Origin of the sequence: Streptomyces sp. NPDC026206 (assembly GCF_040638465.1) — a bacterium.
Classification (GTDB): domain Bacteria; phylum Actinomycetota; class Actinomycetes; order Streptomycetales; family Streptomycetaceae; genus Streptomyces.
In genome coordinates this window covers 269,484-294,201 of record NZ_JBEZYL010000003.1, presented here as the reverse complement: position 1 = coordinate 294,201, position 24,718 = coordinate 269,484, and the positions used below count along the sequence as shown (strand labels likewise).

Annotated in this window: 27 protein-coding genes and 2 pseudogenes; 13 read left to right on the top strand and 16 right to left on the bottom strand. The window is 70.0% G+C overall.

Annotated features, from left to right (window positions below; all coding sequences use genetic code 11):
* Window positions 1–83: 83 nt before the first annotated feature.
* Window positions 84–401, bottom strand: coding sequence for a cupin domain-containing protein (locus AB0F13_RS07715; protein ID WP_362077206.1), 318 nt, complete (start codon window positions 399–401; stop codon window positions 84–86).
* A gap of 80 nt (window positions 402–481) precedes the next feature.
* Here AB0F13_RS07715 and AB0F13_RS07710 point away from each other — a divergent pair, with 80 nt between their 5' ends.
* The 3 genes from AB0F13_RS07710 (at window position 482) to AB0F13_RS07700 (ending at window position 2,549) form a co-directional block, all read left to right on the top strand.
* Window positions 482–862 (top strand): phage holin family protein, encoded by a 381-nt coding sequence (locus AB0F13_RS07710; RefSeq protein ID WP_362076786.1) that lies wholly within the window; start codon window positions 482–484, stop codon window positions 860–862.
* Window positions 863–1,113: 251 nt separating this feature from the next.
* On the top strand, window positions 1,114–2,010 hold the full coding sequence (locus tag AB0F13_RS07705; RefSeq protein ID WP_362076783.1) for a LysR family transcriptional regulator: 897 nt from the start codon (window positions 1,114–1,116) through the stop codon (window positions 2,008–2,010).
* A 41-nt stretch (window positions 2,011–2,051) separates the two neighbouring features.
* On the top strand, window positions 2,052–2,549 hold the full coding sequence (locus AB0F13_RS07700; RefSeq protein WP_362076780.1) for an NUDIX domain-containing protein: 498 nt from the start codon (window positions 2,052–2,054) through the stop codon (window positions 2,547–2,549).
* Between the two features lie 33 nt (window positions 2,550–2,582).
* On the opposite strand, the gene AB0F13_RS07695 is transcribed toward AB0F13_RS07700, so the two are convergent.
* From AB0F13_RS07695 to AB0F13_RS07675, 5 genes are all read right to left on the bottom strand, one after another.
* Window positions 2,583–3,269 (bottom strand): pyridoxamine 5'-phosphate oxidase family protein, encoded by a 687-nt coding sequence (locus AB0F13_RS07695; protein WP_362076777.1) that lies wholly within the window; start codon window positions 3,267–3,269, stop codon window positions 2,583–2,585.
* Window positions 3,270–3,411: 142 nt separating this feature from the next.
* Window positions 3,412–4,665, bottom strand: a complete 1,254-nt coding sequence (locus AB0F13_RS07690) for a globin domain-containing protein (protein ID WP_362076774.1) — start codon at window positions 4,663–4,665, stop codon at window positions 3,412–3,414.
* Between the two features lie 524 nt (window positions 4,666–5,189).
* On the bottom strand, window positions 5,190–5,822 hold the full coding sequence (locus AB0F13_RS07685; protein WP_362076771.1) for an HAD-IB family phosphatase: 633 nt from the start codon (window positions 5,820–5,822) through the stop codon (window positions 5,190–5,192).
* A gap of 64 nt (window positions 5,823–5,886) precedes the next feature.
* On the bottom strand, window positions 5,887–6,324 hold the full coding sequence (locus AB0F13_RS07680; protein ID WP_362076768.1) for a heme-binding protein: 438 nt from the start codon (window positions 6,322–6,324) through the stop codon (window positions 5,887–5,889).
* A 202-nt stretch (window positions 6,325–6,526) separates the two neighbouring features.
* The gene (locus AB0F13_RS07675) at window positions 6,527–7,747 is read right to left on the bottom strand and encodes an MFS transporter (protein WP_362076765.1); all 1,221 of its coding nucleotides are present in this window, start codon (window positions 7,745–7,747) and stop codon (window positions 6,527–6,529) included.
* Between the two features lie 218 nt (window positions 7,748–7,965).
* On the opposite strand from AB0F13_RS07675, the gene AB0F13_RS07670 reads away from it, so the two are divergent.
* The gene (locus AB0F13_RS07670) at window positions 7,966–8,427 is read left to right on the top strand and encodes a MarR family transcriptional regulator (protein WP_362076762.1); all 462 of its coding nucleotides are present in this window, start codon (window positions 7,966–7,968) and stop codon (window positions 8,425–8,427) included.
* Between the two features lie 53 nt (window positions 8,428–8,480).
* On the top strand, window positions 8,481–8,933 hold the full coding sequence (locus tag AB0F13_RS07665; RefSeq protein ID WP_362076759.1) for a GNAT family N-acetyltransferase: 453 nt from the start codon (window positions 8,481–8,483) through the stop codon (window positions 8,931–8,933).
* Here AB0F13_RS07665 and AB0F13_RS07660 read toward each other — a convergent pair.
* The 3 genes from AB0F13_RS07660 to AB0F13_RS07650 form a co-directional block, all read right to left on the bottom strand.
* Window positions 8,904–9,680, bottom strand: a complete 777-nt coding sequence (locus tag AB0F13_RS07660) for a helix-turn-helix domain-containing protein (RefSeq protein WP_362076756.1) — start codon at window positions 9,678–9,680, stop codon at window positions 8,904–8,906. The two genes, AB0F13_RS07665 and AB0F13_RS07660, sit on opposite strands and share 30 nt — an antisense overlap.
* Window positions 9,681–9,862: 182 nt before the next feature.
* Complete coding sequence (locus AB0F13_RS07655; protein WP_362076753.1) at window positions 9,863–10,990, bottom strand: aminotransferase class V-fold PLP-dependent enzyme; 1,128 nt, start codon at window positions 10,988–10,990, stop codon at window positions 9,863–9,865.
* Between the two features lie 93 nt (window positions 10,991–11,083).
* Window positions 11,084–12,493, bottom strand: a complete 1,410-nt coding sequence (locus AB0F13_RS07650) for a serine hydrolase domain-containing protein (protein WP_362076750.1) — start codon at window positions 12,491–12,493, stop codon at window positions 11,084–11,086.
* Window positions 12,494–12,551: 58 nt separating this feature from the next.
* Here AB0F13_RS07650 and AB0F13_RS07645 point away from each other — a divergent pair.
* The 4 genes and pseudogenes from AB0F13_RS07645 to AB0F13_RS07630 form a co-directional block, all read left to right on the top strand.
* Window positions 12,552–12,677, top strand: a pseudogene (locus tag AB0F13_RS07645) (cysteine hydrolase); the annotation flags it as partial.
* A gap of 129 nt (window positions 12,678–12,806) precedes the next feature.
* Window positions 12,807–12,926 (top strand): annotated as a pseudogene (locus AB0F13_RS07640) (MarR family transcriptional regulator); the annotation flags it as partial.
* An 84-nt stretch (window positions 12,927–13,010) separates the two neighbouring features.
* Window positions 13,011–13,430 carry a MarR family transcriptional regulator gene (locus AB0F13_RS07635; protein WP_362077203.1) on the top strand — a complete coding sequence of 140 codons (420 nt, stop codon included), beginning with the start codon at window positions 13,011–13,013 and terminating at the stop codon, window positions 13,428–13,430.
* 14 nt (window positions 13,431–13,444) lie between these two features.
* Entirely contained in the window at window positions 13,445–14,200 is a 756-nt protein-coding gene (locus AB0F13_RS07630; protein ID WP_362076747.1) for a 2-phosphosulfolactate phosphatase, read from the top strand.
* A gap of 15 nt (window positions 14,201–14,215) precedes the next feature.
* Here AB0F13_RS07630 and AB0F13_RS07625 read toward each other — a convergent pair whose 3' ends face one another.
* Together AB0F13_RS07625 and dnaB are read right to left on the bottom strand one after the other, a co-directional pair.
* Window positions 14,216–14,773, bottom strand: coding sequence for a LysR family transcriptional regulator (locus tag AB0F13_RS07625; RefSeq protein ID WP_362076744.1), 558 nt, complete (start codon window positions 14,771–14,773; stop codon window positions 14,216–14,218).
* A gap of 182 nt (window positions 14,774–14,955) precedes the next feature.
* A complete protein-coding gene (gene dnaB / locus AB0F13_RS07620) occupies window positions 14,956–16,434 on the bottom strand; it encodes a replicative DNA helicase (RefSeq protein WP_362076741.1) in 1,479 nt (492 codons plus the stop codon).
* 494 nt (window positions 16,435–16,928) lie between these two features.
* Between dnaB and AB0F13_RS07615 the strand changes: the two genes are divergently transcribed.
* A complete protein-coding gene (locus tag AB0F13_RS07615) occupies window positions 16,929–18,269 on the top strand; it encodes an MATE family efflux transporter (RefSeq protein ID WP_362077200.1) in 1,341 nt (446 codons plus the stop codon).
* 134 nt (window positions 18,270–18,403) lie between these two features.
* On the opposite strand, the gene rplI is transcribed toward AB0F13_RS07615, so the two are convergent.
* From rplI to rpsF, 4 genes are all read right to left on the bottom strand, one after another.
* A complete protein-coding gene (gene rplI / locus AB0F13_RS07610) occupies window positions 18,404–18,850 on the bottom strand; it encodes a 50S ribosomal protein L9 (RefSeq protein WP_362076738.1) in 447 nt (148 codons plus the stop codon).
* An 18-nt stretch (window positions 18,851–18,868) separates the two neighbouring features.
* The gene (rpsR, locus tag AB0F13_RS07605) at window positions 18,869–19,105 is read right to left on the bottom strand and encodes a 30S ribosomal protein S18 (protein WP_004950692.1); all 237 of its coding nucleotides are present in this window, start codon (window positions 19,103–19,105) and stop codon (window positions 18,869–18,871) included.
* A 76-nt stretch (window positions 19,106–19,181) separates the two neighbouring features.
* The gene (locus AB0F13_RS07600; RefSeq protein WP_362076735.1) at window positions 19,182–19,772 is read right to left on the bottom strand and encodes a single-stranded DNA-binding protein; all 591 of its coding nucleotides are present in this window, start codon (window positions 19,770–19,772) and stop codon (window positions 19,182–19,184) included.
* Window positions 19,773–19,853: 81 nt separating this feature from the next.
* Window positions 19,854–20,144, bottom strand: coding sequence for a 30S ribosomal protein S6 (rpsF, locus tag AB0F13_RS07595; RefSeq protein WP_006604399.1), 291 nt, complete (start codon window positions 20,142–20,144; stop codon window positions 19,854–19,856).
* A gap of 272 nt (window positions 20,145–20,416) precedes the next feature.
* Between rpsF and AB0F13_RS07590 the strand changes: the two genes are divergently transcribed.
* The 3 genes from AB0F13_RS07590 to AB0F13_RS07580 all read left to right on the top strand — a co-directional run bounded on the left by AB0F13_RS07590 (window position 20,417) and on the right by AB0F13_RS07580 (window position 23,081).
* Window positions 20,417–20,746, top strand: coding sequence for a hypothetical protein (locus AB0F13_RS07590; RefSeq protein WP_362076732.1), 330 nt, complete (start codon window positions 20,417–20,419; stop codon window positions 20,744–20,746).
* 103 nt (window positions 20,747–20,849) lie between these two features.
* Window positions 20,850–21,968, top strand: a complete 1,119-nt coding sequence (locus AB0F13_RS07585; protein WP_362076729.1) for a peptidoglycan bridge formation glycyltransferase FemA/FemB family protein — start codon at window positions 20,850–20,852, stop codon at window positions 21,966–21,968.
* Window positions 21,969–22,049: 81 nt separating this feature from the next.
* Window positions 22,050–23,081, top strand: coding sequence for an alanine racemase (locus AB0F13_RS07580; protein WP_362076726.1), 1,032 nt, complete (start codon window positions 22,050–22,052; stop codon window positions 23,079–23,081).
* A 35-nt stretch (window positions 23,082–23,116) separates the two neighbouring features.
* On the opposite strand, the gene AB0F13_RS07575 is transcribed toward AB0F13_RS07580, so the two are convergent.
* Window positions 23,117–24,613: a glycosyltransferase 87 family protein gene (locus AB0F13_RS07575; RefSeq protein ID WP_362076723.1), complete on the bottom strand. Its 1,497-nt coding sequence runs from the start codon at window positions 24,611–24,613 to the stop codon at window positions 23,117–23,119.
* Between the last annotated feature and the right edge of the window lie 105 nt (window positions 24,614–24,718).

Sequence of the window (24,718 nt, the reverse complement as noted above, 5' to 3'; positions counted from 1 at the left end):
GCCGGGCAGGTGGGCCGGCGGGGACTCCGCAGCCCTCGTCCTTCCCTGACCGTCCCCCTACGGGATGCCGGAGGCTGCCCGGCTCAGCTCTCGGGGGGAGAGAAGACGACCAGGACCCGGAGATCCTCGCTGATGTGATGGAACCTGTGCGTCGCCCCCGCCGGCACGTACACCACGCTGCCCCGGCCCACCTGCGTGGTCTCCGGCCCGACCGTGATCGACGCCCGGCCGCTCATCACCACGTACACCTCGTCCTGGGCATGCGGTCCCTGCGGATCGCTTTCGCCGGCGTTCAGCGCATAGAGGCCGACGGACATGTTCCGCTCCCGCAGGAACTGCAGATACGCGCCGTCGTTAGCGGCTCGCTCCACCTCCAGCTCATCCAGCCGGAACGCCTTCATGCGCCCTTCACCCCTCACTGTGCCCGTGATGCCCATTGCACCGATCTTCATCGGCCGCGCGCGTCTGCAACGATCTCACCATGAAGAATTTCGTAGTCAAGACGATCGCCAATGCGGCGGCCCTGGCTGTAGCCATCTGGTTGCTCAAGGGCATCACACTGTCCGGCGAGAACACCGCCCGCAAGGTGGTCACGCTTTTCCTCGTCGCGCTCGTCTTCGGCGCGGTCAACTTCATCGTCAAGCCGGTCGTGAAGCTGCTGTCCTTCCCGCTCTTCATTCTCACGCTCGGCCTGATCACGTTGGTGATCAACGCCCTGATGCTGCTGCTGACCTCCTGGCTGGCGGACAGAGCGGACCTGGCCTTCCATGTGGACGGCTTCTGGTCGGCGCTGGTGGGCGGCGTGATCATCTCGATCGTGGCATGGGCGATGCATGTGATCCTGCCGGACGAGAACGACTGACCCGGCCCAGCCGCCACGGGCACGTGGGCACGGCCGACGGGCACTGACCGGAGCGTGGCACAAGGACGGCTCGAGCCTCCCCCCTCTTGGCTCGAGCCGCCACGGCTCCACGCGCGTAAGAACCGCGCGAAGCACCGCGCGACCAAGGCTAGTTGACTCTGCGTCAGTGTCCAATCACACCGGCGGCACCGCCCTATCGACTTATTTATAGTTCCCCCTACGATGGGTGGCGGCGAACCCGGGGAGATGGCATGGATCTGGCCCTTTTACGCACATTCGTCACAGTGCACCGGGCCGGCTCCTTCACCCGCGCCGCCACGCTCCTGGGTCTCTCCCAGCCCGCGGTCACCAGCCAGATAAGGACCCTGGAACGCCAACTGGGCCGCCCCCTCTTCCTCCGCCTGGCACGTGGAGTGCGCCCCACCACCATCGGTGACGAGCTCGCCCACAAGATCGCCCCGCACGTCGACGCCCTGCTGGAGATCACCGAGGCCGACCTCGACGAGCAGTGGGCCAACCGCACCCTGCACCTGGCCGGCCCACCCGAGTTCACCGCCCTGCGCGCCCTGCCCGCGCTCACCCCGCTGATCGCTCAGGGCCTCACCGTGCGCGCGGCCCACGGCATGGCCGAGGAGCTCTTCGAGGGCCTGGCCGCCGGCCACCACGACCTCGGCATCGCCACCTCACGCCCACGCGGACGACTGCTGACCGCCACCCCGCTCTGCGACGAGGAACACGTCCTGGTCGCCGCCCCGCGCTGGGCGGCCCGCCTCGGCGGCGCGGCCGTCATCCGCGACAAGGGCATAGCGGCCCTGGAACACCTGCCCGTGGTCGAGGTGCACGAGAGCCTGCCCTTCGTCTCCCGCTACTGGTCCGCCGTCTTCGACTCCAAACCCCTGGCCGCCGGCTCCGTCATCGTCCCCGACCTGCGCGCCGTACTCGCCTCCGTGGCGGCGGGCGCCGGGGTCGGCGTCCTGCCCCGCTATCTGTGCGGTGACGCCCTGGATTCCGGCGAGATCGTCACGCTCCTGGATCCGCCGGTGCCGCCGCTGCGCACCTACTTCCTGCTCGTACGGGCCGGGACGCTCGCCCATCCGCATCTCGCCCGGGCGCACGAGTGGTTGTTGCGCGCCGCCGATTCCTGGTGACAAGGGGTTTCGCCAGGGGGCTCGCGCGGCAGATGTCCCCTATGACCGAACGGCCAGTGGTCAAACGCACCGCACGCGCCATCCTGCTCGACGGCGAGCCCGGCTCCGATGCGCTCGAGATGTTCCTGATCAAGCGCACCAAGCCCGGTGAGGAGCCGTACTGGATCACCCCCGGCGGCGGCGTCGAACCGGAGGACACCACCGTCGTCGCCGCCCTCCACCGCGAGGTCGACGAAGAGCTCGGGGCCAAGGTCATCGACGTGGTGCCCGCCTTCGTGGACACCGTCTCGCACTCGCTGCACCATGCCGCCCACGGCGTGAAGGTCCAGCACTTCTTCGTCTGCCGGCTGGCGTCGATGGACCTGTCACTGCGCCACGGCCCGGAGGTGGACGAGCCGGTCGGTACGTACGAAGTGGTGCGCATCCCCTTCACCCGCGCCGGAATCGACTCGGTGGAGGTCGTACCGCCCTCCCTGCGGGAGTACCTGCGCGAGAACATCGAGGGCGTCAAGGCCCTGCTCGCGCCCGACCTCGGCTGAGCGCAACCGTCGTGCGGACCGTGCCGGCGCCGCTCAGGGAGTGCCGGCGGCGGCACCGAAGAAGTCGCCGCCCTTGCGCCTGGTGTCGTCCGTTCCCCAGGCGCGGCCGTCGTCCTCCCGGCCCGGGTCGCGGGTCACCTTCCGCAGGTGCGGGATGTGCTTGGCGCAGTGGATGTACGCCTCCTCGACCGTGACCTCCACCCACACCACCGCCCGGCGGCCGGGTACGTCGTCGACGGGCAGCCCGGGGTGGCCCGCGCGCAGAGCGGTGTCGTCGACGACGCGGGCACGGCCGTTGATGTGGAGGCCGATCCGGTCCCGGAAGAAGTCGATCATCAGGATGCCGATGTGGGGGTTCTCCTCGATATTGCCGAGGCTCGCGAGGACACCGTTGCCCCGGTACTCGGGATAGGCGAGCGTCCGGTCGTCCAGTACCCGCAGGAACCCGGGCGGGCCGGCCCGGAAGGTGCTGTCGCACTCGCCGCGCCGGTCGGCCGTGGCCAGGAAGAACATCTCCTGCCGGGCCACGAACTCGCGCATGCGGGCGTTGACATGGGGCAGCACCTGGTCGCCGTAGAAGCGGTCCGCACGGTCGGACGTGCCGAGCCGCTGCTGGAGCAGGTGCTCACCGTCGCTGCCGGGACGGTGCCCGGGAGGCAGGGGCTCCGATGGTTCCGCCGGCTCCGCTGCCGGACCTCTTCGGTTCGTCGCCGCCGTCATCAGACCACCCGTCCGGATCGGACCGTCGCTTCTGTGTGCGTGTGCGCGTGCGCGTGCCTTTGCCGGTGCCTGTTGCTTCTGCCTGTTGCTTCTGCCTGTCGTCTTGCCTGTCGCCGTTTGTCAGCCGGCTCGGTCCGGCACCTCAGCCCATCGCTGACGCCGACGCCGCCAGCTCATCGAGCGAGTCGTGTCGTATGCGGTGGGACGGTATGCCTATGCCGACCAGGGTGTCCACACCGCTGCGGATCATTCCGGGGGGTCCGGAGAGGTAGGCGTCGTAGGCGTTCCATGGGCCGTACTTCCGCACGACCTGCGGGAGTTGTCCGCTCAGTCCGAGGGTCGGACCGTCGGAGACGACCGGACGGACGGACAGCCAGGGGTGCGTCTTCTGTAATCGCAGCATGGTGTCGATGTCGTAGAGGTCGTCGTTGTGGCGGGCGCCGTAGAAGACCTCGACGGGACGGCTGCGGCCGTGCCGCGCGACGTCCTCGACGAGCGCCTTGATGGGGGCGATGCCAGTACCACCGCCCAGGCACAGCATTCCGTTGTCGGTGCTGTGGTCGACGGTCATCGAACCGGTGGGGGGACCGAGCCGGATCACATCGCCGGGCCGGGCCTTGTGGACCAGTGCGCGGGACACCCAGCCGGCCGGTACGGCCTTGACGTGAAAGGAGAGCAGGCCGTCCTCGCGCGGGGCGCAGGAGAAGGAGTAGTTCCGCCAGACACGTGGCCACCAGGGCGTTTCCACGCTCGTGTACTGGCCGGCGAGAAAGGGATAGGGCTGGTCGGGCCGTAAGGTCACGACGGCGATGTCCGGCGTGCGCGGCTCATGGCCGACGATCTCCGCCTGCCACCAGGCGGGAGACATCCGCTCGTCCTCGGCGGCGGCATCGATCATGATCTGCGAGACCGCGGTGTACACCCGCACCCACGCGGCCTCCGTCTCTTCGCTCCAGGTCTCGGCCGCGTAGCGGGAGAGCGCGCCGATCAGGCACTCCCCGACGGCGGGGTAGTGGGTGGGCAGCGTGCCGTACTTACGGTGGCCGCGGCCGAGTTGGGAGAGGTACGCGGTGAGCGTGGTGGCATCGTCGGCGTACTCCGCGGCGGTCAGCAGTGCCCTGAAGAGCCGGTCGCGCTGGACGTCCATGGCAGCGGGAAAGAGGGCGCGCAGGTCGGGGTGGCGGATGAACAGCAGCGCGTAGAAGTACGACGTGGCCTTGTCGGCGACCGGCTCGATCTCGGCCATGGTGCGGCGGACCAGCACGGCGTCGGGGGAGGGCGACGCGGGGCGGCCGGCAGGCGCCGCGGGCGGCCGACCGAGCGCGTGGGCGGGAACCCGGCCGGGCAGCGCATGGCCGGGGTCCGCTTGGCCGGGGTCACCTGGGCCAGGCGCCACATGGCCAGGATTCCGGCCGGGCGCCGCATGGCCGGACGCCGCAAGGCCAGGCCCCGGCTGGCCGGGGTCCGCAAGGCCAGGCGCCGCATGGCCGGGGTCCGCTTCCGCCCGGTGCCGGGCGGGCCGGGCGGGCGGTTCCTCGGCGGGGCGGTAGTGCTGCTCCCGCTCCTGGTAGGCCAGGGGCTGCCAACGCGACCCCGGTAACGCCCGGGGCCCCTGCGCCTCGGGGGGCCGATGCGCTGCGGGGGAGACCGGGGGCTCCGGAGCCACGGGCCTGGCAGCGGGGCGCCCGACGTCCTCGCCGGACGAACCTCCGTCGGCCGATGGGGTGGTCGGAGCGTTCATGGTTGCCTCGCCTCGAACATCTCTCGGTCGGACCGCGCGCTTCCGCCGAAGGAGACGGAAATACCCGCGATTCCCCGCTCTGCTGTGAGTCGCTGTGTTCCGGTACGCGCAGCATGCCACCCCTGGCGCCGCCACCCACCCTTTCACCGGAAGTCCGTGCGATACGGCCCTCGTTGGGGCTAGGCTGGCCCGCTGATCCGTTCGTATGCCTCACGTAGGTCGAGCCCCGTGTACTGGTGCGAGGCGATGTCCCGCACATGGTGATCCGCGTTCACCGCCACCGACACGGGCACCGCCGCGAACAGCAGCGCGTCCGACATCGAGTCCCCGTACGCCACGCAGTCGGCACGGCTCAGCCCGAAGCGGGCACAGAGCTCGTCCGCGATCCGCACCTTCGCCGCCGCGTCGAGGATTCCCGTCGGATCCACCGGATCCCGGAACGGCACGGACGGCCAGAGCGAGCCATGGGCCGCGTCGACTCCCCAGTCCAGCAGGCGTTCCACGAAGAAACCGGGCGACAGGGAGATCACGGCGCACCGCTCGCCCCGCGCCCGGATGTCCGCCCAGACGTCCCGGATGCCGGCCAGCCAGGGCGCGCCCTCGAAGGCGGCGGCCACCTCGGCCTCGGTGAGCTCTCCCCACAGCTCCACCGCCAGCTCGGCGAACCGCGGTGGCGCCAGCGTCCCCGCCGCGAACGCCCTCTCCAGCTCGCCGATCTCCGGCTCCAGCCCCAGCTGCCGGGATATCTCGACCGCTGCCGCCGAGCCGTGGATCAGCGTTCCGTCGAGGTCGAACAAGTGCAGTCTGCTCATGACCGCCGAGCCTAGGCGTACCCGCGGGACGAGTACGCCCCGCGGTCACTCCCCCGGGCGGTCGTCAGCCGCCCAGCACCTCCTCGATGGCCGCCGTCGCGATGCGGTGGTCCTGCTCGGGCGCCCCGCCACCGACGCCGACCGCTCCGATCAGCCGGCCGTCCCGGTGCAGCGGGACACCTCCGGCGATGAAGAGCAGCGGCCGGTCGAGGGCGGTCGGCAGGGTGTGGAAGAGCCCGCCCGGCTGGACGGCATCCACCAGGTCCACGGTGGGCGTTCCCAGCTGCACCGCGGTGAACGCCTTGCGCGTGCTGGTCTCGCCCGCGATCAGCAGGGCCCGGTCGTCGCGGCGGAAGGCCAGCAGATGACCACCCGCGTCCAGGACGGTGACGGCGGTGCGTATGCCCTGCTCCTCGGCGGCGCGACGGGCGGCGACGACGAGTGCGTCCGCCTCGTCCGTGGTGAGCGGAAGAACCGGGGTGTTGGCGGTCAGGTCGGTCATGGGGTGGTGGCTCCTTGCTGTGGTGCGTTCTTGCGGGATCGCGTGCCCGGTGGATGTCGCTGGTCGCCCCGGCGGATGTCGCTGGTTGCGCGGCCGGTGGATGTCGCTGGCTGCGTGGCCGCGGTCCCGTTCCGTGCGTTTCCGCTGGAAGGGCGGAGAGGGAAGGGAGGACAGGGAGCCGGGGGAGGTACCGGCGCGGGTCTCAGCGGCCGGCCGGCACGGCCTCCGCCCCGGTGGTCACGGGCGCCGGGCCCATTACGGCAACCCGTCCGCCCCGGGCCGTGCGCCGCTCCAGTGCCGCGGACACGAGGGCGAGGAGCAGCGCCGCGGCGGCCATCAGGGCGCCGATCCAGTTGGGCGCCGTGTAGCTGAAGCCGGCCGATATCACCAGGCCGCCGAGCCAGGCCGCTATGGCGTTGCCGAGGTTGAAGGCACCGATGTTGACGGCGGAGGCGAGGGTGGGGGCGTCGGCCGTCTGGTCGAGGACCCGCTTCTGCAGCGGCGGGACGGTCGCGAAGCCGAAGGCGCCGATGAGCGGGATGGTCACAGCGGCCGCGATCTTGTCGTGCGCGGTGAGGGGCAGCAGGGCGAGCATGATCGCCAGGCCGCCGAGGGCCGTGTAGAGCATGGGCATCAGCGCGCGGTCGGCGTACTTGCCGCCGATGAGGTTGCCGCCGACCAGTCCGAGGCCGAAGAGAACGAGCAGCCAGGTGACGGATGACGGGGCGAAGCCCGCGACGTCGGTCATCATCGGCGTGATGTAGGTGCTCATGGTGAACACGCCGCCGAAGCCGAGGACCGTCATCGCCATGGCCAGCAGGACCTGGGGGTTGCGGAAGGCGGCAAGCTCACCGGAGACACGGGACCGCTCGGGGCGCGGCTGCTTCGGTACGAGCGCGGCGATGCCGAGCACGGCCAGCACTCCGAGACCGGCGATGATGAAGAAGGTGACGCGCCAGCCCACGTTCTGGCCGATGAGGGTACCCAGGGGCACGCCCACGACGTTGGCGACCGTCAGGCCGGTGAACATCATGGCTATCGCCCCGGCCTTCTTCTGCGGGGCGACGAGCCCCGCGGCGACGATCGCGCCGATGCCGAAGAACGCGCCGTGCGCGAGCGAGGCGACGATGCGCCCGGCGAGCATCACCCCGAAGACGGGGGCGGCCGCCGAGAGGGCGTTGCCCGCGACGAACAGGCCCATCAAGGCCATCAGCATCTGCTTGCGCGGGACGCGGCTGCCGATGATGGCGAGGATCGGGGCCCCGACGACGACGCCGAGGGCGTATCCGGTGGTCAGGTAGCCGGCGGTGGGGATCGACACGCCGAACTCGTCCGCGACCTCGGGGAGCAGGCCCGAGGTGACGAATTCGGTGGTGCCGATACCGAAGGCGCCGATGGCGAGCGCCAGCAGGGCGAGAGGCATGACGGGGTCCTTCAGACAGGGGAAGACAGTCGGGGGCAAGTCTTTGCGGCAGACCTTTACCGGCCTCCACAATAATTGCAGACGCATCTACTTGCAAGCGCGGGCTATTGCGGAGGAGAGCTATCCTGTTCGTACGGTGCTTCGGACGGCTCTGCGGACGGCTCTGCGGACGGCACCGAAGGCTCACGCGCGTACGACTTCGAAGGAGGGATCACTCCATGTCCCGCACCCCGGACTCCACTCCGGTCGGCCTGGCGCAGGGCTGGTGTGCCCTGTCCGCCCTGCACAGCCGGATCGAGGTGCACATAGAGCGCGCGCTGCAGGCCCACCACGAGCTGAGCGTGCGCGAGTTCTCCGTACTCGACGTCCTCAACCGCCAGCACGACGGCCAGGGCGGCCACCTGCGGATGAACGAGGTCGCGGACGCGGTCGTCCTCAGCCAGAGCGCGACGACGCGCCTGGTCAACCGCCTGGAGGACCGCGGACTGCTCACCCGCTACCTCTGCCTCACCGACCGCCGGGGCATCTACACCGACGTCACGGACGCCGGCCGCGCCCTCCTGGCAGACGCTCGGCCCACCAACGACGTCGCCCTGCGCGAAGCGCTCCGGGAAGCGTCGAACCGCGCCGAGCTGGCCCCCCTGGTCGCCGCCGTGGAGTCCCTCGCACCGGTCTCCTGATCGTTCACCGGCGGCCCCTGGGCGTACCGCCCTGCCGCGCATAGGGTCCGAACATGAGCGACATCGAGATCCGGCGCGCGACCGCCGACGACCTTCCCGCCATCGTGGCGCTGCTGGCCGACGACGAGCTCGGCGCCCAGCGCGAGTGCCCGGACGACCTCACTCCGTACCGGGCGGCCTTCGCCCGCCTCGCCGACGACCCCCACCAGCACCTGGCCGTCGCCGTCCGCGCCGGCCGCACGGTGGGCACCCTGCAGCTCACCGTCATACCCGGGCTCTCCCGGCGCGGGGCGACGCGTTCCCTGATCGAGGGCGTACGCGTCCACTCCGACGAGTGCGGCAGCGGCCTGGGCACGCAGCTCATCCAATGGGCCGTCGACGCCTCGCGCCGCGAGGGCTGCCGGCTGGTACAGCTGACGTCCGACGCCACGCGTGTGGACGCCCACCGCTTCTATGAGCGGCTGGGCTTCGAGGCCTCACACCTCGGCTTCAAGTACCACCTCTGATCCGGTACGGGCCCGGCCCCGTTCCCGGTGCGCCTTCTGCCGGCAGGCCGCGCGGCAGTACCGGGCGGGCCGGCCCGTACGAGCGGACGGCACCGGTCCACCGCATGCGGCGCAGGCCGTTTCGTTACGGCCGACGGCCGGATTCGGGGGCAGTTTCGTCACATGCCGCCCCGGGCGGAGACTGTCGCACGCCAGGGCGGTCAGCCTGCCGGGCGCCGTACCCGGGCCCCGCCGCTGCTCCATCGACAGACAGCCCATGAGCAGGCTCATCACATCGCCGATGGCAACGTCATTCCTTACCGCGCCGGCCTGTCGGGCCCGGTCGAGCAGGGCGGAGAGGGCCGCGCGGAAGTCGTCCTCCACTCCGGGGGAGGGCTCGAAACTGCCTTCCAGCGCGTCGCACAGCCCCTTGTTCCGCGCGGACAGCCGCACCACCGCCGCCAGGTAGCGGAAGAACACCGGACCGGGGTCGTCCGCATACGCCAACTCCCTTGCCGCATCGGTGAAGAGCCGCACGCGGTCCACCACCGTCGCCCTGAACAGGGCTTCTTTCGTGGGGAAATGGCGGTAGACGGTACCCGTGCCGACCCCTGCCCGGCGCGCGATCTCGCCCAGCGGAACCGCCAACCCCGCCTCCTCGAAGGCAGATCGGGCGGCCTGCAGGACGAGCACCCGGTTGCGCCGGGCGTCGGCACGCAGCTGCGAGGAAGCCGGTGACGGCGGTGCGGGACTCCGGCGCCGTGCCATGTGAGCGAGCCTCCAGGGAGCAGAATGACGAAACGGGCTGAGGGTTCCGATTCTATTGGTGTGTATGAGAGAGGGCCCGCACCGCCATACCGCCTCAAATAACTCTCAACCGCATATAGGGAGCAAAAAAGCCGCCGTCGGCGCCAGAAGCACCGACGGCGGCTCGCAGCCCGCCGTTCGCGTCAGACGGCGATCACCGCGTCCCAGGCCTCGCCCGCCGCCTGCAGGGCCTCGCCCCGGTCCGCGACCGGCACGCCCATCGCCCGGAGTCCTTCGGCGAGCGCCGACAGCGTGGTCAGAACGGTCTCGCGGTCCGCGTCCAGACCGTAGTGGTTGACGCGGACCATCTCCTTGGCGAGCGCTCCACCGGCCGCCTGCACCGGGATCGAGGCATCGGCCGCCAGGGCGGCCGCCACGACGTCGCGGGCGTCGGTACCGTCGGGCGCGCGCAGCGTGGTGGCGGCGGGAGCGGCGTCCTCGTCCCGGACGACATAGGGCGCGAGGGCGCCCAGCGCCCGTACACCCGCGCGCGTTGCGGCAGCGGCGGCGCGGTGCCGGGCGATGACGTTGTCCAGGCCGTCGTCCTCGATACGGTCGAGGGCCTGCTCCAGGGCGAGCATCTCCAGCTGCGCCGGAGCGTGCGGCAGCACCGTACGGCCACCGTCGATCCAGCGCTCCTTCCAGTCCAGCAGGGAGAGGTACGAGCGGCGGGGCGCCTGCTCGTTGGCGGCGATCCGCTCCCACGCGCGGGCGCTGACCGACACGGCCGACACGCCTGCCGGACCCGCCATCGCCTTCTGGCCGCCGATGACGCACAGGTCGACGCCCCACTCGTCGGTGAGCAGCGGCTCGGCGGCCACGGAGGCGACGGCGTCCAGCATCAGCAGCGCGCCGTGTTCGCGCACGACCGCGCCGATCTCGGCGACGGGGTTCGTGTTGCCCGTGGCGGCCTCGGCGTGGACGAGACTGACGAAGTCGATGGCGGGGTTCGCGCGCAGCGCTTCGGCCACCTGCGCGGCGGTGACCGCGCCGCTGAAGGGCGCCGTCACCGAGACCACCTCGGCCCCGCAGGAACGCAGCCAGCCGCCGAACGTCTCGCCGTACGGCCCGGTGATGATGTTGAGTGCGGTACTGCCGGGCCGTACGGCCGAGCGGATGCACGCCTCCAGCGGCAGCAGCGCCTCACCCTGCATCGCGACGACCGTCTCGCGGGTGCGCATCAGCGCCGCGACCTTGTCCTCGATACGCGCGAAGTGACAGGCGCCGAGGGGCGCGAGGTCGAGCAGGGCCGGTGCGGAGTTCGCAGTCACGGTGCCTTCCAGGTGGTATCGCGCCGGCGTTCCGGCGCCCGCCGATCTTCCGTCGACTCTACGTCCACCCTCCGGCTAATGCCGACAATCGGACTATCGCCAGCCGCTCGTGTCGACGCCGCCCGGCACGGCGCCCCCGGCCTCGTACGGCTCGCGCGTGAAGACGAACGTGCCGATGTCCAGGTGGCTCACCGCCCCGTCCGCGCCGCGTACGACCGTCAGCGTCTCGCCCGCGTAGTAGCCGTCGAGGCCCGTCCAGGTCCCGTCGTCCTCCGCACGAAAGGCCGCCCCACGACCCGCCCCGCCGAGCGGCGCGAGCCGCAGCGCCCGGCCCGCGCCCAGCCGCAGCGTGAAGGGGGCCGCGCCCCAGTACCAGGGCCCGGTCAGCTCCAGCAAGGCCGTGTCCGCGTCGGCGAGCGGGCGCCACGGCTGCGGAATGCGGGGTTCGTGTTCGGCGACCGTGCGGAGCAGGTCCGCGGTGATGGCCGGAGTGTTGAACAGGGACTGAAGGTTGCTCAGCACCACGGCCGCAGCCTCCTCCTCGGGGCTCACCCACAGCGTCCCCACAAAGCCGGGCATGGAGCCCGTGTGACCGAAGAGGAGCCGGCCGTCCCGACGCGTCAGCTGCAGGCCCAGGCCATAGGCACCGGACCAGTCCGGGCCCTGCGGCTCGGTCTCCGGCGCCCGCATCTCCGCCAGTGTGGCCGCCGTGAGCACCCGGTCGTCACCGTTCGACAGGAACGCCGCGAAGCGGCACAGGTCGGCGGCCGTGGACCACAGCTGTCCGGCCGGTGCCATGCGCCCGGTGTCCACCGCGGGTTCCGGAAGCAGTACGTCCGCCCACGGGTGCACGGCCCATCCCTCGGCGTGCGGCGCCCGGGGCGCGAGCGTCGTGCGTTCCATCCCGATCGGCTCCAGCACCTCCCGCCGCAGCACCTCGTACCAGCCCTCCCCGCGCAGGCGCTCGACCAGCGCGCCGAGGAGCGCGAATCCGGGGTTGGAGTAGTGGTGCAGGCGCCCCGCCACATGGCGCTGGGGGCGCTCGCCGAAGATGTCGGCGAGCTCGGGGCGCAGCGCGCCGTCCGTGCGCTCCCACCAGGGTCCGCCCGTCTCGGCCGCGAGTCCCGAGGTGTGCGACAGGAGCTGGGCGATGGTCGCGTCGCCGCCCTCGGGCGCGTCGAGGTGCTTACCGAGCCGGTCGTCCAGGCCCAGCAGCCCTTCGTCGCGCAGCCGCATGACCAGGACGGCGACAAGGGTCTTGGTGATCGAACCGATCCGGTACTGAGTGTCCGCCCCGGGCACTTCTCCGCCGACGTCTCCCCGCCCGGCCGACCACACCATCTGCCCGTCCCGCATCACCGCTCCGACAAGAGACGGCGTACGGCCCTCCGCTTGTCCGGTGGCGAGACGGTGCAGAAGGGCACGGCGGGTGGCAGGCAGCAGGCCGGCGAACTCCGCTTCCTCCACGGGAACTCCGGCGGGAACTTCGTACGAGGCAGTCATGCCCGCACCCTAACCACCATGATCGACCGGGCCTTCGCCGCATGGCCAGGATGAGGGCATGACCAAGGAACCGCGGCCCGTCCACGCCCTGCTCGTCGTCGACGTCCAGTCCGCCTTCGTCTCCGGCGAGGGCGCGGTACCCGACGCGGCACGGCTCCTGGAGCACACCAGCGACCTGGCAGCCCGGGCACGGGCAGCCGGTGCCTTCGTCGTCCACCTCCAGAGGAGAGCGCGATGCCGGGAGGCAGACTCACCCAGCAGGAACGTCAGCAGATCGCGCCTGGGACTGGCCGACGGTCTCGCCTACGCGGAGATCGCCAGACGCCTCGACCGCCCCACCTCGACGATCACGCGTGAGGTGATACGCAACGGCGGCCCCACTACCTACCGTGCCGACCTGGCCCACCGCGCCACCGAACGCCGCGCCCACCGGCGCAGGCAGGCCGCGCCCCGAGGGCCGGAGGCGCCCCCGCAGGCCCACGGACGCGACGCCGAGGCCGTGCGCGAGTACGAGGAGATGTTCACCACCCTCCTCATGCAATCGGGCCTGCCCAAGATGATGTCCCGGGTGCTGACCTGCCTCTACACCACCGACGCGAGCAGCCTCACCGCGTCCGAACTCGTCCAGCGCCTCCAGGTCAGCCCGGCGTCCATCTCCAAAGCGATCACGTTCCTCGAAAGCCAGGGCCTCATCCGCCGGGAACGGGACGAACGCCGCCGCGAGCGCTACGTCGTCGACAACGACGTCTGGTACCAGAGGATGATCGCCAGCGCCCGATCCCACGCCCTGAAGTTCCGGCTCTCGTCCAAGTTGATGTCACCGGCAAAACGTCCGAGTGGCTTGACCATTCAGTGGCCGCATCGGGGTTCCCCAGCGTCAATAGAGACAGTCCCCGCTCGGGGAATCCGCTCGGGGAATCCGCTCGGGAGGCTCTGACATGATCTCCGTTCATGAGTGATTGGTTCATGCAGGCAAACCATGGGGTGCGGTTCGAGTGGGGACCAGTCGGCGCGGAGCTTCTTGCGCAAGACACCGCCTGTCTTGTCGTCGTCGACGTGTTGTCGTTCACGACGTCGGTGACGGTTGCGGTCGAGGCGGGGACTCAGGTGTTCCCTTATCGCTGGCGTGACGAGACCGCTGAGGCTTTCGCTGACAAGGTGGGGGCTCAGCTGGCCGTGGGGCGGAGCATGGCCACCGAGACGTCACCGTGGTCGTTGTCACCAGCTGCACTGCGACGTGCTCCCTTCGCTTCGCGACTGGTACTCCCGTCGCCTAATGGATCCACCATCGCCGCCGTGGCCGGGGAGGCGACGGTGGTTGCTGGGGCACTGAGGAACGCAACTGCTGTCGCCCGATGGCTGGCAAATCGAGGCTATGGAACGGCCGAGCAACCTGTACTGGTGATTGCCTCAGGTGAGCGCTGGCCCGACGGCAGCCTCAGGCCCGCGCTCGAAGATCTCCTCGGCGCCGGAGCCGTGATCGCCGCATTGCGCCGATCCGGCCGGAGCCACCTCTCGCCGGAGGCGTCAATGGCGGCCGCGGTTTTCGACGGCGTGACAGACGTGGACGTCACTGTCGCGGCCTGTGCATCGGGCCAAGAGCTCATCAACAGCGGATATGCAGACGATGTCGCCATCGCGACAGAGCTGGACGCTTGCGATGTCGTCCCCGTCCTCGTCAACGGAGCGTTCGTTGCCACTGACTAGGCGGGGAATCGTCACCTAGCCTTCCGCGCTCTGCAGCTCAGGCAGGACGTCGGCAAGAGCCTGGATTGCTTCGAGGACCTGTTCGCCGATCTCGGTCAGCCTCATGGCGCGGTTCCTCTGCGCTCGGTGGAGGAGCTGTGCCCCGAGGTCGCGCTCAAGCCGATTGATCTGCTCGACGAGGTTGTTCGAGTGCAAGCCGACGCCGTGTGCTGCTGATCTGATCGAGGGGTAGCGGGTGGCGGCGGCAAAGCGGGCGAGCCGAAGGCCGGCGCCCGGAGTGCCGGTAGCCGGCTTGAGGATGGGCGGGATGGCTTGATCGTCCAGAATGCTCTTGAGGGCCCTGCCGTGGCTCATCCCTCCGCGGCTGCGGAGAGGGATGCCGTACTCCCTCGCCCACCGGGCGAGGGTGGTCTTGCTCGCGCCGGTCTCGGCGGCGATGTCATGGATCGTTCGGCGCCGGTGGACGTACTGATCGGTCAGCCACTCGCAGGAGGCCCGGTCCGGAAGCTGCCGCCACCAGGAAGCGCTCTTGACGGGGGATTCCGTATTCCTCGCGGAGTGCGTCGGCGACACCTTTGCTGACGCCGTGGCGTTTCGCGATCTCCTCTAGCGGGATCGTGTCGTAGCGGGCTTCGAACTCGGGTGCAGGGAGGGCTTGTCGAAGCCGGTAGCGCACTCCGCCGGTGGCCTGAGCTCGTCCTTTGTGTGCTCCCGCTCTGGAGCCGGGTGTTCTTTGGACGCTACAAGGTCGCGGATCAGGTCTGCGCCATGTCCACGAAGCGCGAGTAGTGGCCCTGGAAGGCGACCGTGATGGTGGCCGTGGGGCCGTTACGGTGCTTGGCCACGATCAGGTCGGCCTCGCCCGCGCGGGGCGACTCCTTCTCGTAGGCGTCCTCGCGGTGCAGCAGGATGACCATGTCGGCGTCCTGCTCGATCGATCCGGACTCACGCAGGTCGGAGACCATCGGCTTCTTGTCCGTGCGCTGCTCGGGGCCTCGGTTCAGCTGGGAGAGGGCGATGACCGGCACCTCGAGCTCCTTGGCGAGAAGCTTGAGGTTACGGGACATGTCGGAGACCTCCTGCTGACGGCTCTCGGGCCGGCGGGCGCCGCCGGACTGCATCAGCTGGAGGTAGTCGATCACGACGAGCTTGAGGTCGCTGCGCTGCTTCAGACGGCGGCACTTGGCGCGGATCTCCATCATCGACAGGTTCGGGGAATCGTCGATGTAGAGCGGCGCCTTGGACACATCCGGCATGCGCCGGGCCAGGCGCGTCCAGTCGTCGTCGGTCATGGAGCCCGAGCGCATGTGGTGCAACGCCACCCGCGCCTCCGCGGACAGCAGGCGCATCGCGATCTCGTTGCGGCCCATCTCGAGGGAGAAGATCACGCTGGGCAGTTCGGCCTTGATCGAGCAGGCGCGCGCGAAGTCCAGCGCCAGGGTCGACTTACCCATGGCGGGACGGGCGGCGATGACGATCATCTGGCCGGGGTGGAGGCCGTTCGTCAGCGAGTCGAGGTCGGTGAAGCCGGTGGGGACTCCGGACATCTGACCGCTGCGCGAACCGATGGCCTCGATCTCGTCGAGCGCGCCCTCCATGATGTCGCCGAGCGGCAGATAGTCCTCGCTGGTGCGCTGCTCGGTGACGGCGTAGATCTCGGCCTGGGCGTTGTTGACGATGTCGTCCACGTCACCGTCGGCCGCGTATCCCATCTGCGTGATGCGCGTACCGGCCTCGACCAGGCGGCGCAGCACCGCGCGCTCGTGGACGATCTCGGCGTAGTACTCGGCGTTGGCGGCGGTCGGGACGGACTGGACCAGGGTGTGCAGATACGCCGCGCCGCCGACGCGGGTGATCTCGCCGCGCTTGGTGAGCTCGGCGGCGATGGTGATGGGGTCGGCCGGCTCGCCCTTGGCGTAGAGGTCGAGGATGGCCTGGTAGATCGTCTCGTGCGCCGGACGGTAGAAGTCGTTGCCCTTGAGGACCTCGACGACGTCGGCGATGGCGTCCTTGGAGAGCAGCATGCCGCCGAGGACGGACTGCTCGGCGTCGAGGTCCTGCGGCGGTACGCGCTCGAAGGCGGCGCCGCGGTCCCAGGAGCCGCCGTCGTCGCCGCCACGGTCGTGCTGCTCGCCACGGCCCTTGCCGTCGCCACGGCGGGAACGGGAGAAGGGGAGCCGGTCGCTGGGACCGCTCTCGCCCCAGGGGTCGTCCATGGGCTCGGGAACGCTCACCCGGGCCACCTCCTCCCGTCCGCGACGCGGACCTCGCCGTGCTTCTCTTTCTTACGGCACGGCTCTGACAATTAGGACGCCCGACTCCGGTTACAACGCGTCGAGTTCGCGGCGAGTTCGTGTCGAACTCGTAAGGTCCGCGGCACCCGGGGACGGGGCGAAAACAGACGGCAGGCGCCGGTCCACGGTAGGGCCGCGGGCACCGTCAGCCAATCTGGTTATCCACAGGGCATGTGGATGAGTGGCCGCAGGCTGTGGAGAACCCCCCTCAACCTGTGCACGGCGCGGGGGAAAGCACTGTGGACAAACACACAGTCCCCACCGCCGCACCCGCCTGACCTGCAGCTTTATCGTCCACCGGCTGTTGAGGAGAAAAACTTTCCCGCTCTGACCGAGATCGCGACAAACGGCGCAGAGAAGATCGCGCACAAGCCGGTCGGGTAAGGGGCGTAAGCTGGATGCACAGATTACCTGTGGAAGATTGGACGGGCACCGTGACCCACGCCCCCGCGCGCGAGCCGCACAGCGCCCGCAGGCACGACCGCGAGATCCTCGCCCTGGCCGTGCCGGCCTTCGGCGCACTCGTCGCGGAGCCCCTCTTCCTGATGGCGGACAGCGCCATCGTCGGCCACCTCGGCACCCCCCAGCTCGCGGGCCTCGGCGTGGCCGCCGCCCTGCTCACCACCGCCGTCAGCGTCTTCGTCTTCCTCGCTTACGCCACCACCGCGGCCGTCTCCCGCCGGGTCGGCGCCGGGGACCTTCCGGCCGCCATCCGCCAGGGCATGGACGGCATCTGGCTCGCGCTCATACTCGGCGCGGCGGTCACCATCGCCGTACTGGCCACCGCCCCCGCCCTCGTCGACCTCTTCGGCGCCTCCCCCACCGCGGCCCCCTACGCCACCACCTACCTGAGAATCAGCGCGCTCGGCATCCCGCCGATGCTCGTCGTACTCGCCGCCACCGGGGTGCTGCGGGGCCTGCAGGACACGAAGACCCCGCTGTACGTCGCCATCGGTGGCTTCGCCGCCAACGCCGGGCTCAACCTCGTCCTCGTCTACGGCGCCGGACTGGGCATCGCCGGGTCCGCGTGGGGGACGGTGCTCGCCCAGTGCGCCATGGCCGCCGCCTACCTGGCTGTCGTCGTACGCGGCGCACGGCGCCACGGTGCCTCGCTACGGCCCGACACCGCCGGGATACGTGCCTGCGCCCAGGCCGGAGTGCCGCTGCTGGTCCGTACGCTCTCGCTGCGCGCCGTGCTGATGATCGCCACCGCGGTCGCGGCGCGCCTGGGCGACACGGAGGTCGCCGCGCATCAGATCGTGCTCACCCTGTGGAGCCTGCTGGCCTTCGCACTGGACGCCATAGCGATCGCCGGACAGGCGATCATAGGGCGCTACCTGGGCTCCGGTGACGCGGAGGGGGCGCGGGCCGCCTGCCGGCGCATGGTGCAGTGGGGCATCGCTTCGGGCGTGGTCCTGGGGGCACTGGTGGTGGCGGCGCGGCCGTTGTTCATTCCGCTGTTCACCGCGGATCCGGCCGTGCGGGACGCGCTGCTGCCCGCGCTGCTGGTGGTGGCCGTGGGGCAGCCGATCGCGGGGATCGTCTTCATCCTGGACGGCGTGCTGATGGGCGCCGGGGACGGCTCGTACCTCGCCTGGGCGATGCTGCTGGTCCTGGCCGTCTTCGCACCCGTCGCCCTGCTGGTCCCCAGCCTCGGCGGCGGCCTGACGGCACTGTGGTGGGCGATGACGCTGATGATGACGGTCCGGATGGCGACCCTGTGGATGCGGGCCCGCTCCGGCCGCTGGATCGTCACCGGCGCGGTACGGGCCTGACCCACAGGCCTGACCCCACGGGCCGGCGCCCCCGGACCACGCCCACCGGCACTTCGGGAACCGGCCTGGACACGGCGAAAGGGCCGCACCCCAGCAGGGTGCGGCCCTTCGTCAGGCTATGCCTGTCGCTGCCGTCAGGCGGCGACGACCTCGATGCCGAGCTTGGCAACGACGTCGGCGTGCAGACGCACGGAGACCTGGTGCGAGCCCAGGGTCTTGATGGGCGAACCCACCTCGACACGGCGCTTGTCGACCTTCGGGCCACCCGAAGCCTCGATCGCGGAAGCGATGTCGGCGGGGGTGACGGAGCCGAAGAGGCGGCCGGCGTCGCCGGCACGGGTGCTCAGGCGCACCTTGGTGCCCTCGAGCTTGCCCTTGACCTCGTTGGCCTGCTCGATCGTGGCGATCTCGCGGATCTTGCGGCCGCGGCGGATCTGCGCCACGTCCTGCTCGCCACCCTTGGTCCAGCGGATCGCGAAACCACGCGGGACCAGGTAGTTGCGGGCGTAACCGTCCTTGACGTCGACGACGTCACCGGCGGTGCCGAGGCCGGAGACCTCGTGGGTGAGGATGATCTTCATTAGTTGGTCACCCTTCCCTTATCGCGCGGACGAGGTGTAGGGCAGCAGCGCCATCTCACGGCTGTTCTTCACGGCCGTGGCGACGTCACGCTGGTGCTGAGTGCAGTTGCCGGTCACGCGACGGGCACGGATCTTGCCGCGGTCGGAAATGAACTTCCGCAGCATGTTCGTGTCCTTGTAGTCCACGTAAGCGGTCTTGTCCTTGCAGAACGCGCAGACCTTCTTCTTAGGCTTGCGCGGAGGCGGCTTCGCCATTGTCTCTCTCCTGTTTGATCAAGAAGTTTTTGGTGCTTCGCCCTCGGGCCTTGTGGGGCCCGGGCCCGCGAAGGGCCTAGAAGGGCGGCTCGTCCGAGTAGCCGCCGCCGGAATTGCCGGAGCCGCCGCCCCAGCCGCCTCCGCCGCCGCCCTGCTGGCCGCCGGACGGAGCGCCAGTGGCCCAGGGGTCGTCGGCGGGAGCCCCGCCGCCGCTCTGCTGGCCGCCGCCGGGACCGGAGCCCCAGCCGCCGCCGCCCTGGCCACCACCGCTGCCGCCGCCATAGCCACCCTGGCCACCGCGACCCGTGGTCTTGGTGATCTTCGCCGTGGCGTTCTTCAGGCTGGCGCCGACCTCTTCGACGTCGAGCTCGTAGACCGTGCGCTTGACGCCCTCACGGTCCTCGTAGGACCGCTGCTTCAGCCGGCCCTGCACGATCACGCGCATGCCTCGCTGAAGCGACTCGGCGACGTTCTCCGCCGCCTGCCGCCACACCGAGCACGTGAGGAAGAGGCTCTCGCCGTCCTTCCACTCGTTGGTCTGGCGGTCGAAGGTGCGGGGAGTGGACGCGACACGGAACTTCGCGACCGCCGCACCGGAGGGGGTGAAGCGCAGCTCGGGGTCGTCGACGAGATTGCCGACGACCGTGATGACGGTCTCGCCTGCCATGGATGAACCTCTCGGCGGGTGTGCTGCTGGCTGCTTGCTACTCGTTGCGATGCAGCCCGATTACCTCTGAACCGCTGGGGTTCAGTGGGTCTCGGGACGGAGGACCTTGGTCCGGAGGACCGACTCGTTCAGGTTCATCTGGCGGTCGAGCTCCTTGACGACCGCAGGCTCGGCCTGCAGGTCGATGACCGAGTAGATGCCCTCGGGCTTCTTCTTGATCTCGTACGACAGACGACGACGGCCCCAGGTGTCGACCTTCTCGACCTTTCCGTTGCCCTCACGGACAACGGAGAGGAAGTTCTCGATCAGCGGGGAGACAGCGCGCTCCTCGAGATCGGGGTCGAGGATGACCATCACCTCGTAGTGACGCATGTGGAACCCACCTCCTTTGGACTCAGCGGCCACGGTCGATCCGTGGCAGGAGGGTCGTGATGCGTGAACAACGGTATCGGCGGACACTGACAATCAGCGGAAGTCCCTGGGATTACCCCTGGGACCGAAGCTGGGTCCGGGCAGACACCGGTGCAGACCGTACAGAGTACCTGCACTCGGGCGTCCGGTTGAAATCGAGCCGCCGGGCCCCGCAATCTGTATGCATCGGTGTGACCGGCGCTACATTGCGCCTGCCTTCAGGAGGTGGCCCCATGACCGAGGCGGTTCGGCAGCCCCGTGGACCTCGCACGCTGGTCGGCGCGGTCCTCAACAGCGACGGAAAGCCCCATCCCGTCGAGAACACCCTCGCAGCCGCGACGATCCTGCTGGGCGTGATCGCCGCCGTCTCCTCCCTGTGGACCGGCCTGCATCTGCTCAGCTCATGGAGCGGCCTCATCGGAATCCTCACGGGGGCCTGGGGCCAGTTCATCTCCGCCACGACCGGTGAGCGCTTCTTGCTGATCATCGGGCTGGGCGCCTGCGCTTTCGGCTTCTTCCTGGGCATGGCTCATGGGGGGCTTTTCGGCGGGTTGATCGGGTAACGGGCCGTACGCCCAAACGGGGCGCTCCCCGGTCGCAGTAGGCTTCGGCGCGAGAGCCGGAGCCCCGACCCTGGGGACACACCTGCCGAGGAGCGCCCCGAACATGAGCCTGACCCTGAGGACAATCAGCCGAGAGCAGCATCTGGCGTATATCCAGAGCCTGCCCGCGGCCAGTCACATGCAGGTGCCGGGGTGGGCGGACGTCAAGGCCGAGTGGCGCTCGGAGAGCCTGGGCTGGTTCGACAAGACCGGCCAGATGGTCGGCGCGGGTCTGGTGCTCTACCGCCAGCTGCCCAAGATCAAGCGCTACCTGGCCTACCTGCCCGAGGGCCCGGTCATCAACTGGTTCTCGCCGAACCTCAGCGACTGGCTGCAGCCCATGCTGGCCCACCTGAAGCAGCAGGGCGCCTTCTCGGTGAAGATGGGCCCGCCCGTCGTCATCCGGCGCTGGGACTCCGGCGCGATCAAGACCGGCATCGCCGACCCCGACGTCAAGCGCCTGCGCGACATCGAGGCCACCCACATCGAGCCGCGCGCCTTCGAGGTCGCCGACCAGCTGCGCCGCATGGGCTGGCAGCAGGGCGAGGACGGCGGAGCCGGCTTCGGCGACGTCCAGCCGCGCTACGTCTTCCAGGTGCCGCTGGAGAACCGTTCCCTGGAGGACGTCCACAAGGGCTTCAACCAGCTGTGGCGGCGCAACATCAAGAAGGCCGAGAAGGCCGGCGTCGAGGTCGTCCAGGGCGGCTACGAGGATCTGGCCACCTGGCAGCACCTGTACGAGATCACCGCCGAGCGCGACAAGTTCCGTCCGCGCCCGCTGAGCTACTTCCAGCGCATGTGGACCGCCCTCAACTCCGAGGACCCCAACCGCATGCGGCTGTACTTCGCGGTGCACGAGGGCGAGGCCGTCGCTGCCGCGACAATGCTGATCGTGGGCGGTCACGTCTGGTACTCCTACGGCGCCTCCGCCAACCACAAGCGCGAGGTGCGTCCGTCGAACGCGATGCAGTGGCGGATGCTGCGCGACTCCTACGCCCTGGGCGCCAGCGTCTACGACCTGCGCGGCATCGGCGACTCCCTCGACGAGAACGACCACCTCTTCGGCCTCATCCAGTTCAAGGTCGGCACCGGTGGCCAGGCCGCGGAATACCTGGGCGAGTGGGACTTCCCGCTCAACAAGCTGCTGCACAAGGCCCTCGACATGTACATGTCGCGCCGCTGACCGTTCCGTCCGTCCACGAAGCAATGCCGTCAGGCACACCACGTCACTCAGCAGACACAGGGAAAGGACCCGGGACCGGCCATGGCGCTCACGCTCTACGTCGACACCGCGCGCTGGCGGGCACACCAGCAGTCCGTCATCCAGCAGTTCCCGGGCATCGTCCCGGTCTGCAAGGGCAATGGCTACGGCTTCGGCCATGAGCGGCTCGCCGACGAGGTGACGCGCATGGGCGCGGACATCCTGGCCGTGGGCACCACCTACGAAGCGGCCCGGATCAAGGACTACTTCAGCGGTGACCTGCTGGTGCTGACGCCCTTCCGGCTGGGTGAGGAGCCCGTACCGCTGCCGGACCGGGCGATCCGGTCCGTCTCCTCGGTCGAGGGCGTGCGCGGCCTGGTCGGCGCCCGCGTCGTCATCGAGGTCATGAGCACCATGAAGCGGCACGGCATCAGCGAGGAGGACCTGCCCAAGCTGCACGCGGCCATCGAGGACGTGCGCCTGGAGGGCTTCGCGATACACCTGCCCCTCGACCGCGGTGACGGCAGCAGCGCGGTCGCCGAGGTCATGGGCTGGATGGAGCGGCTGCGCAACGCCCATCTGCCGCTGCACACGATGTTCGTCAGCCACCTCAAGGCCGACGAGCTCGCTCAGCTGCAGCAGCAGTTCCCGCAGACCCGCTTCCGCGCCCGCATCGGCACGCGGCTGTGGCTGGGCGACCATGACGCCACCCACTACCGGGGCGCCGTCCTGGACGTCACGCCCGTCGCCAAGGGCGACCGCTTCGGCTACCGGCAGCAGAAGACCACCGGCGACGGCTACCTGGTCGTGGTGGCCGGCGGCACGTCGCACGGTGTCGGGCTGGAGGCACCGAAGGCACTGCACGGCATGATGCCGCGCGCCAAGGGCGTGGCCCGTGCGGGGCTCGCCACCATGAACCGCAACCTCTCGCCCTTCGTCTGGGCGGGCAAGCAGCGCTGGTTCGCCGAGCCCCCGCACATGCAGGTCTCGATCCTCTTCGTGCCGGGCGACGCCCCCGCCCCGCAGGTCGGCGACGAGCTGGTGGCACACCTGCGGCACACCACGACGCAGTTCGACCGTCTTCTCGATCACTGATTCCACCCCCCGTGGTACGGGGCGGGGAGCCGTGACTACGGGTTGCGGCTCCCGGTGCCCCATTGGACGCGTGCGACGTCGGCGAGCTTCGCGTGCCGCTCACGGCGGCGCGCGGAGCCGAGGACGACTATGTCCGGCGCCCCATCCAGGACACCGCCGGAGGGGTCGTCCGAGCCGTCTTGGCGTACGACGTCCCGCTCAGGCAGCAGGATGTCCCGCACGACGAGCGCACACAGATACAGCGTGCCCAGCAGGTGCAGGGCGATCGCCAGTTGATAGCCCTCCGGCGGCAGGCCCTGGTGCTTGTCGCCGCTGCCCGTGTAGGCCAGGTAGAACCAGATGCCGAGGTAGTACAGGACCTCACAGGCCTGCCAGATCAGGAAGTCACGCCACTTCGGGCGGGCCAGGGCCGCGAGCGGCACCAGCCACAGCACGTACTGCGGCGAGTAGACCTTGTTGACCAGGATGAACAGCGCCACCACGAGGAAGGCCAACTGCGCGAAGCGCGGACGCCTGGGGGCGCACAGACCGAGCGCTCCTATGGCCAGACAGCCCAGGATCATCAGCAGCGACGCGTAGGTGTTCGCGTCGTCCAGCGGGTCGCCGGTGCGCTGTGAGATGAAGAGCCAGACCGAGCCGAAGTCGACCGGCCGGTCCTGACTGAACGTGTAGAACTTCGCCCAGCCCGGGCGGATGTGGAACCCGCCGGCATCGTGGGTGAACATGACCGGCGCGTTGACCACCAGCCAGGCCCCGGCGGCGGCGAGGGCGGCGCCGAGGAACGCCCGTAGGCGCCCGGCCCGCCAGCACAGGATGAGCAACGGCCCCAGCAACAGCACCGGATACAGCTTCGCCGCGGCCGCCAGACCGATCAGCGCGCCCGAAGCCAGCGCACGCCCCCGTGCCCACATCAGCATCGCAGCGGCCGTGAGGGCGACCGCGAACAGGTCCCAGTTGATGGTGGCCGTGAGCGCGAAGGCCGGCGCGAGGGCGACCAGCAGCGCATCCCAGGGCCGGCGTCGGTGCGTGCGGGCCACGCACACCGCGATGACGGCCGTGCAGGCCAGCAGCATGCCGGCGTTGATGAGCCAGTACAGCTGCTCGCGGTGCTGGATGGTCCCCCCACCCGGCGTGAGCAGGGCCGCGATCTCCATGAACAGCCCCGTCAGGACCGGGTACTCCAGATACTCCATGCCCCCGGAGACGGACTGCGGGATCCGGTCGATATACGGAATGAGGCCCTGGTCGAAGCCGCGCCCGCTGTAGAGATGGGGGATGTCGGAATAGCAGGCGTGGGTGTACTGCGTGGTGGCTCCGAAGAACCAGCCGTGGTCGTAGCACGGGAGCTTCTGCACCATCCCGAGCGCGAACATCCCGATGGCCACGAGGGCGATCACCCGCACCGGCGTCCACCAGCTCGTCCCGAGCAACGCGCGCCGCCCCACCGGCCCGCCGATGAGCTCGCTGCCGGCGGCGGCCACCTCGTCCTCGACGGTGGGCCGTACAAGCTGGTCGTCCCGCACGCTCCTCATGCCCACATCCTGCCGTACCCCGCCACGGACCCGGCGGAGCCTGTGGAAAACCCCGAGGGCCGCCCCGCGTTCACGCGGGACGGCCCTCGAAAAGACCTGCTCAGC

Excerpts from the sequence above, each read along its gene's own strand:
- AB0F13_RS07665 (WP_362076759.1), top strand. The coding sequence starts at position 8,481 with ATGAGCGACATCGAGATCCGGCGCGCGACCGCCGACGACCTTCCCGCC.
- AB0F13_RS07670 (WP_362076762.1), top strand. The coding sequence starts at position 7,966 with ATGTCCCGCACCCCGGACTCCACTCCGGTCGGCCTGGCGCAGGGCTGG.
- rpsF (WP_006604399.1), bottom strand. The coding sequence starts at position 20,144 with ATGCGTCACTACGAGGTGATGGTCATCCTCGACCCCGATCTCGAGGAG.
- AB0F13_RS07675 (WP_362076765.1), bottom strand. The coding sequence starts at position 7,747 with ATGCCTCTCGCCCTGCTGGCGCTCGCCATCGGCGCCTTCGGTATCGGC.
- AB0F13_RS07695 (WP_362076777.1), bottom strand. The coding sequence starts at position 3,269 with ATGACGGCGGCGACGAACCGAAGAGGTCCGGCAGCGGAGCCGGCGGAA.
- AB0F13_RS07590 (WP_362076732.1), top strand. The coding sequence starts at position 20,417 with ATGACCGAGGCGGTTCGGCAGCCCCGTGGACCTCGCACGCTGGTCGGC.
- AB0F13_RS07575 (WP_362076723.1), bottom strand. The coding sequence starts at position 24,613 with ATGAGGAGCGTGCGGGACGACCAGCTTGTACGGCCCACCGTCGAGGAC.
- AB0F13_RS07580 (WP_362076726.1), top strand. The coding sequence starts at position 22,050 with ATGGCGCTCACGCTCTACGTCGACACCGCGCGCTGGCGGGCACACCAG.
- AB0F13_RS07660 (WP_362076756.1), bottom strand. The coding sequence starts at position 9,680 with ATGGCACGGCGCCGGAGTCCCGCACCGCCGTCACCGGCTTCCTCGCAG.
- rpsR (WP_004950692.1), bottom strand. The coding sequence starts at position 19,105 with ATGGCGAAGCCGCCTCCGCGCAAGCCTAAGAAGAAGGTCTGCGCGTTC.
- AB0F13_RS07600 (WP_362076735.1), bottom strand. The coding sequence starts at position 19,772 with ATGGCAGGCGAGACCGTCATCACGGTCGTCGGCAATCTCGTCGACGAC.
- AB0F13_RS07635 (WP_362077203.1), top strand. The coding sequence starts at position 13,011 with ATGTTCACCACCCTCCTCATGCAATCGGGCCTGCCCAAGATGATGTCC.
- AB0F13_RS07650 (WP_362076750.1), bottom strand. The coding sequence starts at position 12,493 with ATGACTGCCTCGTACGAAGTTCCCGCCGGAGTTCCCGTGGAGGAAGCG.
- AB0F13_RS07685 (WP_362076771.1), bottom strand. The coding sequence starts at position 5,822 with ATGAGCAGACTGCACTTGTTCGACCTCGACGGAACGCTGATCCACGGC.
- AB0F13_RS07715 (WP_362077206.1), bottom strand. The coding sequence starts at position 401 with ATGAAGGCGTTCCGGCTGGATGAGCTGGAGGTGGAGCGAGCCGCTAAC.
- rplI (WP_362076738.1), bottom strand. The coding sequence starts at position 18,850 with ATGAAGATCATCCTCACCCACGAGGTCTCCGGCCTCGGCACCGCCGGT.
- AB0F13_RS07630 (WP_362076747.1), top strand. The coding sequence starts at position 13,445 with ATGAGTGATTGGTTCATGCAGGCAAACCATGGGGTGCGGTTCGAGTGG.
- AB0F13_RS07585 (WP_362076729.1), top strand. The coding sequence starts at position 20,850 with ATGAGCCTGACCCTGAGGACAATCAGCCGAGAGCAGCATCTGGCGTAT.
- AB0F13_RS07680 (WP_362076768.1), bottom strand. The coding sequence starts at position 6,324 with ATGACCGACCTGACCGCCAACACCCCGGTTCTTCCGCTCACCACGGAC.
- AB0F13_RS07700 (WP_362076780.1), top strand. The coding sequence starts at position 2,052 with ATGACCGAACGGCCAGTGGTCAAACGCACCGCACGCGCCATCCTGCTC.
- AB0F13_RS07705 (WP_362076783.1), top strand. The coding sequence starts at position 1,114 with ATGGATCTGGCCCTTTTACGCACATTCGTCACAGTGCACCGGGCCGGC.
- AB0F13_RS07710 (WP_362076786.1), top strand. The coding sequence starts at position 482 with ATGAAGAATTTCGTAGTCAAGACGATCGCCAATGCGGCGGCCCTGGCT.